The sequence below is a fragment of the Pseudomonas fluorescens genome, assembly GCF_030344995.1.
Lineage (GTDB): Bacteria > Pseudomonadota > Gammaproteobacteria > Pseudomonadales > Pseudomonadaceae > Aquipseudomonas > Aquipseudomonas fluorescens_BF.
Window position 1 is genome coordinate 2,286,368 of record NZ_CP128260.1, and the last position, 13,612, is coordinate 2,299,979.

At 61.5% G+C, this 13,612-nt stretch carries 10 protein-coding genes; 5 read left to right on the plus strand and 5 right to left on the minus strand.

Going from position 1 to position 13,612, the window contains the following annotated elements:
• The first annotated feature begins 20 nt into the window (after nucleotides 1-20).
• Complete coding sequence (locus QR290_RS10475; RefSeq protein WP_115077139.1) at nucleotides 21-1,040, plus strand: quinone-dependent dihydroorotate dehydrogenase; 1,020 nt, start codon at nucleotides 21-23, stop codon at nucleotides 1,038-1,040.
• Nucleotides 1,041-1,178: 138 nt separating this feature from the next.
• On the opposite strand, the gene rmf is transcribed toward QR290_RS10475, so the two are convergent.
• The gene (gene rmf / locus QR290_RS10480) at nucleotides 1,179-1,394 is read right to left on the minus strand and encodes a ribosome modulation factor (protein WP_003223300.1); all 216 of its coding nucleotides are present in this window, start codon (nucleotides 1,392-1,394) and stop codon (nucleotides 1,179-1,181) included.
• Nucleotides 1,395-1,924: 530 nt separating this feature from the next.
• Here rmf and rlmKL point away from each other — a divergent pair.
• A complete protein-coding gene (gene rlmKL / locus QR290_RS10485) occupies nucleotides 1,925-4,195 on the plus strand; it encodes a bifunctional 23S rRNA (guanine(2069)-N(7))-methyltransferase RlmK/23S rRNA (guanine(2445)-N(2))-methyltransferase RlmL (RefSeq protein WP_289204840.1) in 2,271 nt (756 codons plus the stop codon).
• Between the two features lie 146 nt (nucleotides 4,196-4,341).
• A complete protein-coding gene (locus tag QR290_RS10490) occupies nucleotides 4,342-6,726 on the plus strand; it encodes a sensor domain-containing diguanylate cyclase (RefSeq protein WP_289204841.1) in 2,385 nt (794 codons plus the stop codon).
• Nucleotides 6,727-6,868: 142 nt separating this feature from the next.
• On the opposite strand, the gene dacB is transcribed toward QR290_RS10490, so the two are convergent.
• Nucleotides 6,869-8,329 carry a D-alanyl-D-alanine carboxypeptidase/D-alanyl-D-alanine endopeptidase gene (gene dacB, locus QR290_RS10495; RefSeq protein ID WP_007952030.1) on the minus strand — a complete coding sequence of 487 codons (1,461 nt, stop codon included), beginning with the start codon at nucleotides 8,327-8,329 and terminating at the stop codon, nucleotides 6,869-6,871.
• Nucleotides 8,330-8,563: 234 nt separating this feature from the next.
• Here dacB and QR290_RS10500 point away from each other — a divergent pair, with 234 nt between their 5' ends.
• On the plus strand, nucleotides 8,564-8,908 hold the full coding sequence (locus QR290_RS10500) for a YggL family protein (protein ID WP_007952029.1): 345 nt from the start codon (nucleotides 8,564-8,566) through the stop codon (nucleotides 8,906-8,908).
• A gap of 54 nt (nucleotides 8,909-8,962) precedes the next feature.
• On the opposite strand, the gene QR290_RS10505 is transcribed toward QR290_RS10500, so the two are convergent.
• Entirely contained in the window at nucleotides 8,963-10,153 is a 1,191-nt protein-coding gene (locus tag QR290_RS10505) for a benzoate/H(+) symporter BenE family transporter (RefSeq protein ID WP_085700232.1), read from the minus strand.
• Nucleotides 10,154-10,377: 224 nt separating this feature from the next.
• On the opposite strand from QR290_RS10505, the gene QR290_RS10510 reads away from it, so the two are divergent.
• Nucleotides 10,378-11,142, plus strand: coding sequence for a GntR family transcriptional regulator (locus tag QR290_RS10510; protein ID WP_007952027.1), 765 nt, complete (start codon nucleotides 10,378-10,380; stop codon nucleotides 11,140-11,142).
• A gap of 157 nt (nucleotides 11,143-11,299) precedes the next feature.
• Here QR290_RS10510 and guaD read toward each other — a convergent pair whose 3' ends face one another.
• Complete coding sequence (gene guaD / locus QR290_RS10515; protein ID WP_289204842.1) at nucleotides 11,300-12,604, minus strand: guanine deaminase; 1,305 nt, start codon at nucleotides 12,602-12,604, stop codon at nucleotides 11,300-11,302.
• Between the two features lie 13 nt (nucleotides 12,605-12,617).
• Nucleotides 12,618-13,475, minus strand: a complete 858-nt coding sequence (xdhC, locus tag QR290_RS10520; RefSeq protein WP_007952025.1) for a xanthine dehydrogenase accessory protein XdhC — start codon at nucleotides 13,473-13,475, stop codon at nucleotides 12,618-12,620.
• Between the last annotated feature and the right edge of the window lie 137 nt (nucleotides 13,476-13,612).

Sequence of the window (13,612 nt, forward strand, 5' to 3'; positions counted from 1 at the left end):
CGCCCGAGTCATAGCCGCCCATGTACACCCTGGCCCGTCAGCTGTTGTTCAAACTTTCCCCGGAAACCTCCCACGATCTGTCGCTGGATCTGATCGGCGCGGGCGGGCGTTTGGGCCTCAACGGCTTGCTGTGCAAGGCTCCGGCGTCGCTGCCGGTGAATGTCATGGGCCTGGAATTCCCGAACCCTGTCGGTCTGGCGGCCGGTCTGGACAAGAACGGCGCGGCCATCGACGGCTTCGCGCAGCTGGGTTTCGGTTTTGTCGAAATCGGCACCGTGACCCCGCGTCCGCAGCCAGGCAACCCGAAACCACGGATTTTCCGCCTGCCGGAAGCCGAGGCGATCATCAACCGCATGGGTTTCAACAACCTCGGTGTGGATAACTTGCTGGCGCGGGTGGCGGCGGCCAAATACAAGGGCGTGCTGGGGATCAACATCGGCAAGAACTTCGACACCCCGGTCGAGCGCGCAGTTGAGGACTATCTGATCTGCCTGGACAAGGTCTACGCCCACGCCAGTTACGTCACGGTCAACGTCAGCTCGCCGAACACCCCGGGCCTGCGCAGCCTGCAATTCGGCGATTCGCTCAAGCAATTGCTGGCGGATCTGGCCACGCGCCGCGCCGAACTGGCCCTGCGTCATGGCAAACATGTACCGCTGGCCATCAAGATCGCGCCGGACATGACCGACGAAGAAACCGCGCAAGTCGCGCAAGCGCTGATCGAAACCGGGATGGACGCGGTGATCGCCACCAACACCACCCTCAGCCGCGTGGGCGTCGAAGGCATGGAACACGGTGACGAGGCGGGCGGTCTGTCCGGCGCGCCGGTGCGTGAGAAGAGCACCCACACCGTGAAAGTGCTGGCGTCCGAGCTGGGCGGCAAGCTGCCGATCATCGCGGCGGGCGGTATCACCGAAGGCAAGCATGCGGCCGAGAAGATCGCTGCCGGCGCGAGCCTGGTGCAGATCTACTCCGGCTTCATCTATAAGGGCCCGGCGCTGATTCGTGAATCGGTGGACGCGATCGCCGCCAAGCGCTGATCGGCGGACATAAAAGGCAGGCATAAAAAAGGGCTCCTCGAAGGAGCCCCTGGGCCGTAGCCCGCCGTCCGGGAAGGACGTGCATGGTGATCAGGGTGTTGCGAAATCAGATTGTCGTGTCGCAATAAGTGCCCTGTGTCAGCCGACGGCGTGAAGTTCGTTGAGTCTGTGGATTCCCGCAGTGCCGGTCATACCGTCCCAGTTGTCGCCGCGTCCTTCTCGCCAGCCGTTGATCCAGGCTTGACGTACCGACGGTAGAGTAAATGGGCAAAGCTCACGGGATTTGCCACCAACGCCATATTGATATCCGCGCAAAAATGCTCTTTCCAACGGATCACGCTTAAGTCTTCTCATAGGGTGTTTCCCTCACTTGTTGACTGTTTTTGTCGCGTCGACCTCAATTGAGGTCTGGCAGAAAAACTCTGCCGTTGGCGGCTCGCTGCCGGCGTGGCGAGCCAAGGTGTTGACGCCGTTGCGACGTCAACCTGTGTCCAGTTCTAACCAATGAGTCACATCGATGGAATGACCGTTTTGTCATAAGGACGTAACGAAAAAGATGCTATGGCCATAAGTAACCGCGTATTTATCCAGTGTTTATTGGCCAAACCCCGGTATGATCGGCCCCGCGCTGGATGATGAGGTTAATCCTTTAGTGAGAATGACCCACGTTTACGCTGGGGTACTATTCGACGAAGGGTTGCTTTGAGTCATTTTGTTGCTTCAACTTTTTTATCTGTCCCGGCATCTAAGCTCTTTTAACCCGAGCAGCGGGGATGGAACGGCACACCTTCGTGCCACGCGGGCGCTCTTGTAGAAAAGCGCCTGATTGAAAACCGGATCGGCAATGCGTTGCCGGTTCATTAGCCAAAGGCTCTGGAAAAACCATGTCCGACCGTTTCGAACTCTTCCTCACTTGCCCCAAAGGCCTTGAAGGCCTGCTCATCGAGGAAGCCGTCGGGCTTGGCCTTGAAGAGGCCCGCGAACACACCTCCGCCGTGCGTGGCATGGCGACCATGGAAACCGCTTATCGCCTGTGCCTCTGGTCGCGTCTGGCCAACCGGGTGCTGCTGGTGCTCAAGCGCTTCCCGATGAAAAACGCCGAAGACCTGTACCACGGTGTACTCGACCTCGACTGGCAGGATCACATGCTGGCCGACGGCACCCTGGCCGTTGAATTCAGCGGCCATGGCTCGGGCATCGACAACACCCACTTCGGCGCCCTGAAGGTCAAGGACGCCATCGTCGACAAACTGCGCACCCCGCAGGGTGATCGCCCAAGCATCGACAAGCTCAACCCGGACCTGCGCATTCACCTGCGCCTGGATCGCGGCGAAGCGATTCTGTCCCTCGACCTCTCCGGCCACAGCCTGCACCAGCGCGGCTACCGCTTGCAGCAGGGCGCTGCGCCGCTGAAGGAAAACCTTGCGGCGGCGATCCTGATCCGTTCCGGCTGGCCGCGCATTGCCGCCGAAGGTGGCGCGCTGGCTGACCCGATGTGCGGTGTCGGCACGTTCCTGGTCGAAGCCGGCATGATCGCCGCCGATATGGCGCCGAACCTGCGTCGCGAGCAGTGGGGTTTCACCGCCTGGCTCGGTCACGTACCGGCGCTGTGGAAAAAACTGCATGAAGAAGCCGTCGAGCGCGCCGCTGCCGGTCTGGCCAGGCCACCGCTGTGGATCCGTGGTTATGAAGCCGACCCACGCCTGATTCAGCCGGGCCGCAACAACGTTGAACGCGCTGGCCTGAGCGAGTGGATCAAGATTTATCAGGGCGAAGTCGCGACGTTCGAGCCGCGTCCGGACCAGAACCAGAAAGGCCTGGTCATCTGCAACCCGCCGTACGGCGAGCGTCTGGGTGATGAAGCCAGTCTGTTGTACCTCTACCAGAACCTCGGCGAGCGTCTGCGTCAGGCCTGCCTGAACTGGGAAGCGGCGGTGTTCACCGGCGCGCCGGATCTGGGCAAGCGCATGGGCATCCGCAGCCACAAGCAGTATTCGTTCTGGAACGGCGCGCTGCCGTGCAAGCTGCTGTTGATCAAAGTCCTGCCGGATCAGTTCGTCACCGGCGAGCGTCGCACCCCGGAGCAACGCCAGGCCGAGCGCGAGCAAGCCGCTTACGACCAGACGCCAAACGAGCCGCAAGAGCGCAAGTTCAACAAGAACGGCAATCCGATCAAGCCAACCCCTGCGCCAGCGCCAGTGGTCGAGCAACCGCGCCTGAGCGAAGGCGGGCAGATGTTTGCCAACCGCCTGCAGAAGAACCTCAAGGCGATGGGCAAGTGGGTCAAGCGCGAAGGCATCGATTGCTACCGCGTCTACGATGCGGACATGCCGGAATACGCCATGGCCATCGACCTGTACCACGACTGGGTGCACGTTCAGGAATACGCCGCGCCGAAGTCGATCGACCCGGAAAAGGCCTCGATCCGCATGTTCGACGCCTTGGCGGCGATCCCGCAGGCGCTGAACATCGACAAGAACCGCGTGGTGGTCAAGCGCCGCGAGCGTCAGAGCGGCACCAAGCAGTACGAGCGTCAGGCGGCCCAGGGCAAGTTCAATGAGGTGACCGAGGGCGGCGTGAAGCTGCTGGTCAACCTCACCGACTACCTCGACACCGGACTGTTTCTCGATCACCGGCCGATGCGCATGCGGATCCAGAAAGAGGCTGCCGGCAAGCGCTTCCTCAACCTGTTCTGCTACACCGCGACCGCCAGCGTACACGCGGCCAAGGGCGGCGCGCGCAGCACCACCAGCGTCGACCTGTCGAAAACCTACCTCGACTGGGCGCGCCGCAACCTGTCGCTCAACGGTTTCTCCGACAAGAACCGTCTGGAGCAGGGCGACGTGATGGCGTGGCTGGAGAGCTGCCGCGAAGAGTACGACCTGATCTTCATCGATCCGCCGACCTTCTCCAACTCCAAGCGCATGGAAGGCATCTTCGACGTGCAGCGTGATCAGGTGCAGTTGATCGACCTGGCCATGGCCCGTCTGGCTGCGGGCGGGGTGTTGTACTTCTCCAACAACTTCCGCAAGTTCCAGCTCGAAGACAACCTGACCGAGCGTTACGCGGTCGAGGAAATCACCGCCAGCACCATCGATCCGGATTTCGCCCGCAACGGCAAGATCCACCGCGCCTGGAAAATCACGGCTCGTTGACACTCTGCAAAATTGGATCCACAGAGCCTTGATTTTTAAAGGCTCTTGGATCCGTTCAGAGCTAGCCAAATTAGTGGCTAATAGCTATAACTCACACACGGCCGATGGGGTTTTTCCCGCAGATGCTGACGTAGTGAGTGGCTTTTATGTCGTTGCACCCCGTGCGCCCGAAGATATTGGGTTTTATCAGCGAAGAAGTCTCGGCCTGGCTGGTCGCGCTGCTGGTATTGCTCGCCGGCGGGATTCTCACGGGGCTGCTCGCCTGGGGCACCCTCAATCAGTTTCACAGCCAGTTGCGCCAACGCTTCCAGCTACTGGCCAACGAGCGCTACAGCCGCATCGAAGAACGTTTTCAGGATCAGGAGCAACGCCTCGACGGCCTGCGCCGGTTCTTCGCCAACTCCGAATCGGTGTCCCGCGCCGAATTCGACGGCTACACCCAACCTTTATTACTGCGCACCCAGGCCTATTCGTTCGCCTTGCGGGTGAGCGGTGCCGAGCGTGCAGCGTTCGAGAAGCGGGTGCGAGATGAGGGCCTGACCACCTTCAGCGTGCGCGAACTCAATGCACGCGGCGAACTGCAACTGGCCTCGTCTCGCGATGAATATGTAGTCGTGGTGTACAGCCAGACCCAGAGCCGGCTCGGCTCGCCGCTGGGTTATGACTTGCTGGCGCAGCCGTTGCGCCGATCGACCCTTGAACGGGCTGACCAGCTCCACGGTCTGGCGGTGTCGCAGCCGATGCATCTGGTGGCGATCGAGCCGGCTTATGCACGCGGCGTCCTGCTGGTCGCGCCAGTGGTTCGTCAGGGCGAAAACGTATCTTTTGGTTATGTGATGGCAGTGATCAGCATGCGTCAGCTGCTGGCGGACGGCTTGCCGGACGCACTCCATGACTACCTGTCGGTACGCATTCTCGATCTGTCCAACAACGATCAGCATGAAGTGTTGTTCGAATCGACCAATGAACCGGCGCCGAGCGATCTGTCCGCCACCCGCCTGGTGCGCATGGCCGATCACGACTATCAGGTGGATATTCTTCCCAGCGAAGCGTTCATGCAGGCCAACCATTCGTCGGTTGGCAGCGTGGTAGTGCTGGGCGGGTTGCTCAGTCTGCTGTTGAGCGCGCTGCTTTATGTGCTGGTCAGTCAGCGCCAGCGCGCGTTGCGCATGGTCGAGTTGCGCACTCAGGAGCTGCATGAGCGTGAACAGGAACTGCGCGGCACCCACGGCCAGTTGCGCGGCGTGCTCAACGCGGCGACCCAGGTAGCAATCATCGCCACCGATCTGCGCGGGGTGATCAACACCTTCAACCCCGGCGCCGAGCAGATGCTCGGTTATCAAAGCAACGAAGTGGTCGGCCACATGACCCTGGAAAACCTGCACTTTCCCCGGGAACTGGTGTCGCGCGCGGCGGAACTCAGCGCCCGCTATGGCAAGGTCATTCCGACCTGTCAGGCGATGCTGGTGGAGGGCGGCGAAGTCGGCGGGCACGAAGCGCGGGAGTGGACGCTGGTGCGCAAGGATGGCAGCCACCTGCCGGTGAACATGCTCGCTACCCCGGTGCTGGACGAGCAGGGGCTGTGGGTCGGTCATCTGGCGATCTGCATCGACATCACCGAGCGCAAGCGCGTGCATGAAGCGCTGGCCGCACGGGACGTGCTGTTGAAGAAGCTCAGCGCCCACGTTCCCGGCGGGATCTATCAATTCAAGATGGAATTCGACGGGCGTTTCAGCGTGATCTACGCCAGCGATGGCATCCGCGAGATCTACGAGCTGGAGCCGGATGTGCTGCTGCTCAACGCCGAAGCCATCTTCACCCGCATTCATCCGCAGGACGTCAGCCGTGTGCGCAAGTCGATCCGCGCTTCGGCGGACAACCTCAGCCCGTGGCGCGAGGAATACCGTGTGCAGCTGCCCGAGCGCGGCCTGCGCTGGGTTCGCGGCGAGGCGACCCCGGAGGAACTGCCGGGCGGCGGCGTGCTGTGGCACGGTTACATTTCCGACATCTCCGACCTGAAGCGCGTCGAAGAAGAGTTGCGCGCCCTGTCGGTGACCGACGCTTTGACCGGCATTCACAACCGGCGCTATTTCCAGGAGCGCCTGACCACCGAAATGGCCCGGGTCGAGCGCGGCGGAGGCGAGTTGTCAGTGATCATGCTCGACATCGACCACTTCAAGCGGATCAACGATCAGTACGGTCACGCAGCGGGCGACCGCGTGTTGCAGGCGGTCTGCGAGCGCATCGGCCATCGTCTGCGGCGTACCGACGTGTTCTGCCGGTTGGGCGGCGAAGAATTCATGGTGCTGTGCCCGGACATCGACGGCGATCACGCCCTCATGCTGGCCGAAGAGTTATGGCACAGCCTGCGCAGTGCGCCAATTGATGTGGTGGGGGTGGTGACGGCCAGTTTCGGGATTGCCAGCTGGCGACCGGGAGAGGGCGCGGACGCATTGTTGCTGCGGGCGGATTCCGGGGTTTATGCGGCGAAACAGGGCGGACGGGATCGGGTTGAGCGGCAGATGAACTGATCCGGTTTGCCGCTGAACCCCTGTGGGAGCGAGCCTGCTCGCGAAGGGGCCATCAAAGTCGACATCTTCATCGACTGAATGGACGCCTTCGCGAGCAAGTCGAGTCGTCGCACCGTCGCTCCCACAGTGTTTTGTGGTGTGCTTACAGAACAGAAGCGGTCTGCGGCGTCCGCGGCTGCTTGTACAGGTCCAGCAGCACCTGATCCAGCACCGACGACGCGCCGAACGGGGCCTTGTCGTTGAGGATCGCCACCACCGCCCAGGTGTTGCCGTTGACGTCGCGGCTGAAGCCGGCAATCGCCCGCACGGTGTTCAGGGTGCCGGTCTTGACGTGGGCTTCGCCGCGCATCGCGGTGGTTTTCAGGCGTTTGCGCATGGTGCCGTCGGTGCCGGCAATCGGCAGCGAGCTGATGTATTCGGCGGCGTACGGGCTGTGCCAGGCCGCTTGCAGCATGCTGGCCATTTCACGGGCGCTGACCCGCTCCGAACGCGACAGACCGGAGCCGTTCTCCATCACCAGGTGCGGCGCGGTGATGCCTTTTTTCGCCAGCCACTGACGGACCACGCGTTGCGCAGCCTTGGCGTCATCGCCATCGGCGTCGTTGCGGAATTTCTGGCCCAGGCTCAGGAACAGCTGCTGAGCCATGGTGTTGTTACTGTACTTGTTGATGTCGCGGATGATTTCCGCCAGATCCGGCGAGAACGCGCGGGCCAGCACTTTGGCGCTGCTCGGCGTCGGGGCCAGACGATCCTTGCCCTGGATGCTGCCGCCTAGTTCCTTCCAGATCGCCCGCACGGCGCCGGCGGTGTAGGTCGCGTGGTCGAGCAGCGACAGGTAAGTCTGCGAGCTGCAGCCTTCGCCCAACTGGCCGGCCACGGTCACGGTCACGCTGCCATCGGCCTGCGGCACCGGGTTGTAGCGCACGCCCCCGGTGCATTGTTTGGAGTTGAGCGCTTTGACGGTGTTTTCGATGTTGATGCTGGCAATCGGCGGTTCGACCGAGATCAACACCCGGCCATTGTCATTGCGGGCCACGAAACGCAGGGCCTTGAGGTTGACCAGCAGCGAATCCGGCTTGACCAGGAACGGCTTGTTCTCGTCATTGCCGTCATCGTTGAATTCCGGCAGTTGCGGCTGCACGAAGAAGCTGCGATCGAGTACCAGATCACCGGTGACCTGAGTCACGCCGTTGGCGCGCAGGTCGCGCATCAGCAGCCAGAGTTTTTCCATGTTCAGTTTCGGATCGCCACCACCCTTGAGGTAGAGGTTGCCGTTGAGGATCCCGCCGTTAAGGTCGCCGTCGGTGTAGAACTCGGTTTTCCACTGATGGTTGGGGCCGAGCATTTCCAGCGCCGCGTAAGTGGTGACCAGCTTCATGGTCGAGGCCGGGTTGACCGACACGTCGGCGTTGTACACGGTCGGCGTGCCCGGGCCGTCCAGCGGCACCATCACCAGCGACAGGGCAGTGGGCTGCAGCTTGCTGGCCTTGAGGGCTTTTTCGACGTTGGGGGTCAGGGCAGTGTTGATGGTGGCAGCGGAGACGGGCAAGGCCAGCGGCAGAAGAAGACCGGCCAGGAGCAGAGGACGCAACGATTTGATCATATGAAATAAAACCCTACAGCCGAGGGGGAAAAAGACGAGGACATGGATGAAAAGGCCCTCAGTGGTCATGAAAGTGTCGGCATTATGCCCCAAGGTGTAACAGCTTGTGCCTTTCGCAAGGGCGCCAATTCGTTATTTTTTTACAGGCGGTCGCACGCACGTCCCAGAGAGTCGGGCAATCGCCGGCTTAAACTGGTAAAGTGCCGGCCGTTATTACTTAAGAGGATTGTTCCAATGGCGACTAACCGTTCCCAGCGTCTGCGCAAAAAACTGTGCGTCGATGAATTTCAAGAGCTGGGTTTCGAACTGAACCTGGGCTTCAAAGAAGACCTGTCCGAAGAAGCCATTGACGCTTTCCTCGAAGCATTCATCAAAGAGGCCATGGAAGCCAACGGTCTGGGCTATGTCGGCGGCGATGACTTCGGTCTGGTTTGCCTGCAGAAGCGTGGTTCGGTCTCCGAAGAGCAGCGCGCTGCTGTTGAAGCCTGGCTGAAAACCCGCTCCGAGCTGACTTCTACTGAAATCAGCCCGCTGCTGGACGTCTGGTATCCGGAAAAGCCGATCAACGCGGCCAAGTGATACTGAAAAAAACGGCGACCTGAGGGTCGCCGTTTTTTTATGCCTGCGTTTTACTCAGGCCTTGCGCCAGTTGAGGATCAGCAAGGTCAGCACCCCCGCGACAATCCCCCAGAAGGCCGAACCGATGGAAAACAGCGTCAGCCCCGACGCCGTGACCATGAAGGTGATCAGCGCCGCTTCCCGTTCCTTCACCTCGGTCATGGCGATGCTCAAGCCGTTGATGATCGAACCGAACAGCGCCAGCGCGGCAATCGATAGCACCAGTTCTTTCGGCAGCGCGGCGAACAGCGCCGCCAGCGTGGCGCCGAACACACCGGCAATCCCGTAGAAAATCCCGCACCACACCGCTGCGGTGTAACGTTTGTTGCGATCCTCATGAGCATGCGGCCCGGTGCAGATCGCCGCGCTGATGGCCGCCAGATTGATGCCGTGGGAACCGAACGGCGCCAGCAGAAGGGAGGCGATGCCGGTGGCGGTGATCAGCGGCGAGGCCGGGACGTTGTAGCCGTCGGCCCGCAGCACGGCGATGCCGGGCATGTTTTGCGAGGTCATCGCTACCACAAACAGCGGAATGCCGATGCTGATGGTCGCGGCCAGGGAAAAGTGCGGCGTGGTCCAGACCGGTGTCGCCACTTCCAGATGAAAACCGCTGAAGTCCAGCAGCCCCATGACGCCCGACAGTGCGGTGCCGATCAGCAGCGCAGCGAGCACCGCATAACGTGGCGACAGGCGTTTGACGATCAGATAAGTGAAGAACATCCCCAGCACCAGGCCGGTGCGGTGTTGCGCGGCGACGAAAATTTCGCTGCCGATCTTGAACAGAATCCCCGCCAGCAGCGCGGCGGCGAGGGAGGCCGGGATCTTTTTCACTAGGCGTTCGAAGCTGCCGGTCAGGCCGCAAATCGTCACCAGCACCGCGCAGGTGATGTAGGCACCGATGGCTTCGCCGTAGGTAACGCCGCCGAGGCTGGTGATCAGCAGCGCCGCGCCGGGTGTCGACCAGGCAATCGTGATTGGCGTGCGATAACGCAGGGACAGGCCGATCGAACACACCGCCATGCCGATGGATATCGCCCAGATCCATGACGAAATCTGCCCGCTGGTCAGTCCCGCCGCCTGTCCGGCCTGGAACATCAGCACCAGCGAACTGGTGTAGCCGGTCATCATCGCGATGAACCCGGCGACGATGGCGGAGGGCGATGTGTCCGCCAGCGGGCGCAGTCGGGTGTGGGTAATTTCGTTCATGACAGCGGCATTCCTTGTTCAAGCCACGGATTTCGGGTTTAAGCCTAAACTCAAACGTAACGAAGCGTTGCAATACAGACAAAGCCACAAACAGCCGTACAGTCGTGTTGCCACCTTCCATTGTGTACAATCGCGCTGTTTTTTACGCGATACTTGCCAGCGACCCACTGTGCCGTATTACAGTCACGGTCAATTCGCCGCAGTTCTTCCCGACTCGAGTGCCCATGAACGAACAGTTGCAACCCCTCAAGAAACAACCGCGAGCAGGCAAAGCCGGCCGCAGCGGAACCCAGGACGATATCGTCTATGCGCATATCTTCGAGGCCATCCTTGAACAGCGCCTGGCGCCCGGCACAAAGTTGAGCGAAGAAGCGCTGGGGGAAATTTTCGGGGTCAGCCGCACCATCATTCGCCGCGCGCTCTCGCGTCTGGCCCATGAAGGCGTGGTGCTGTTGCGGCCGAACCGTGGCGCGGTCGTCGCCAGCCCGAGCGTTGAAGAGGCGCGTCAGGTGTTCCTCGCCCGACGTCTGGTGGAGCGCGCGATCACCGAGCTTGCGGTGCAGCACGCCACCGCCGAGCAGATCGCCGAACTGCGCCAGATGGTCAACGACGAGCGCGACAGCTTCTCCCGTGGCGATCGCGGCGCCGGCATCCGTCTCTCGGGCGAATTCCACCTGAAACTGGCCGAGGCAGCGAAGAACGCGCCGTTGATCAGCTTCCAGCGCAGCCTGGTTTCGCAGACATCGCTGATCATTGCCCAATATGAAAGCGGCAACCGTTCGCACTGTTCCTACGACGAACACACCCAGTTGATCGACGCCATCGAAGCGCGCAACGGCGAGCTGGCGGTGGACCTGATGATGCATCACATGGATCACATCGACAGCAAGCTCAACCTCGACGAGGAAAGCGCGTCCGACGATCTGCATGCGGTGTTCTCGCACCTGTTGCAGACCAAGAAGCCGGGGCGGCCGGCGGTCAAGCTCTGACCGGCACCGAGTCGCGGCATTCGCGGGCAAGCCCGCTCCCACATTTGAAATGCATTCCCCCTGTGGGAGCGGGCTTGCTCGCGAAGACGTCCTGACAGGCAATAAAAATCCCCCGGAGCTGAACGCTACCGGGGGATTTTTTTTGCCTTGGGAAAACTCAGCGCTGGTGCACCAGCGCGCCCGCCGCATAGGTCTGGGCCACAGTGCGGTCATCGCCCAGGGTCATCAGCACGAACAGCGTTTCGGCAATGTTGTTGGCCTGCTTCAGGCGATAGCTCATCAACGGCGTGGCGTTGTAATCCAGCACCAGGAAGTCGGCGTCGGAGCCCGGTTGCAGGTTGCCGATCTTGTCTTCCAGACGCAATGCCCGCGCGCCGCCTAGGGTGGCGAGGTACAGCGACTTGAACGGGCTCAGGCGCGCGCCTTGCAGCTGCATCACCTTGTAGGCTTCGTTCAGGGTTTGCAGCAGCGAAAAACTGGTGCCGCCGCCGACGTCAGTACCGAGGCCGACATTCAGTTTGTGCTTCTCGGCCATCGGCAGGTTGAACAGGCCGCTGCCCAAGAAGAAGTTCGAGGTCGGGCAGAACGCGACCGCCGAACCGGTCTCCGCCAGGCGCGCGCATTCGTCGTCGCACAGGTGCACGCCGTGGGCAAACACCGAGCGCTCGCCGAGCAATTGGTAGTGGTCGTAGACGTCCAGATAGCCCTTGCGCTCCGGGAACAGCTCCTTGACCCACTCGACTTCCTTGAGGTTTTCGCTGATGTGGGTCTGCATGTACAGATCCGGGTATTCGCTGAGCAACTGGCCGGCGAGGGTCAGCTGTTCCGGGGTGCTGGTCGGAGCGAAGCGCGGGGTGACTGCATAGTGCAGACGACCCTTGCCGTGCCAGCGCTCGATCAGCGCCTTGCTGTCGACGTAGCTCGATTCCGGGGTGTCGGTCAGGTAATCCGGCGCGTTGCGATCCATCATCACCTTGCCGGCGATCATCCGCAGGTCCAGCTTCTCGGCCGCTTCGAAGAACGAGTTCACCGACTGTGGATGGACGCTGCCGAACACCAGCGCGGTGGTGGTGCCGTTGCGCAGCAATTCTTTGATGAAGATGTCCGCCACTTCATCGGCGTGGGCCTTGTCGGCGAACTGGCTTTCGCACGGGAAGGTGTAGGTGTTCAGCCAGTCGAGCAATTGCTCGCCGTAGGCGCCGACCATACCGGTCTGCGGCAGGTGGATGTGGGTGTCGATGAAGCCCGGAGTGATCAGCGCATCCTTGTGATGAACGATCTCGATGTCCGCCGGCAGGGTCGGCAGCAGTTCGCTGGCGTGGCCGAGGGCGCTGATCTTGCCGCCATCGACCACCAGCAGGCCGTCCTCGAAATACTCGTAGGAGGCTTCGATGCCGACCTCGGCTGGGTCGGCGATGCTGTGCAGGATGGCGGCGCGGTAGGCTTTACGAGTCAGAGGCATGAGATTTCTCTAATCAGTTTGAGGCTTTGAGTGTGGCGGCCTGACTGCGGCGCGAAACCGGCAGCAGTTTGGCAATCGGTTCGGCGCTGGCGGTGTGCTGGCCGAAATTGGCGTTATAGGTGGCGATGATCTCGCCGGCGATGGAGATGGCGATTTCCACAGGCAATTTGCCTTTGACTTCGCCGATACCCATCGGGCAGCGCATGCGTTGCACGACACTGGCGTCGAAACCACGATCACGCAGGCGATGTTCGAACTTGGCCCGTTTGGTTTTCGAGCCGATCAGGCCGAACCAGGTGAAGTCGTTGCGCTTGAGGATGGCGGCGGTGAGTTCCAGATCCAGCTGATGGTTGTGGGTCATGACGATGCAGTAACTGCCGGCGGGCAGGTCGTCGATTTCATCCACCGGTTCCTCGGCGACGATTTTGCGCACGCCGTGGGGAATCTGCTCAGGAAATTCTTCTTCCCGGGAATCGATCCAGCGCACCCGGCAGGGCAGGCTGGCGAGCAAGGGTACCAGCGCGCGACCGACATGACCGGCACCGAACACGGCGATCTGTGCCTGCACCTGGCCCATCGGTTCGAACAGCAGCACTGTCGCGCCGCCGCAGCACTGGCCCAGACTGGCGCCGAGGCTGAAGCGCTCCAGATGGGTGTCCTGCTTGCCGCTGGCGAGCATCTCGCGGGCGATCTGCATGGCTTTGTATTCCAGGTGCCCGCCACCGATGGTGTCGAACGTCTGACGAGCGCTGACGACCATTTTCGAGCCGGCATTGCGTGGCGTCGAGCCGAGCTCTTCGATGATCGTCACCAGAACGCAGGGTTCACCCTGGTTCTGCAGGTCGGCGAGGGCGTCGATCCAGTTGTACATGTTCACCTCGACATCTGTCGTTGTCTGTTCGGGCCTCTTCGCGAGCAAGCCCGCTCCCACATTGAATTTGCACAAGTCCAACAGTCAGCGCATATCTCTGTGGGAGCGGGCTTGCCCGCGAAGGCCGCACCTCGGTC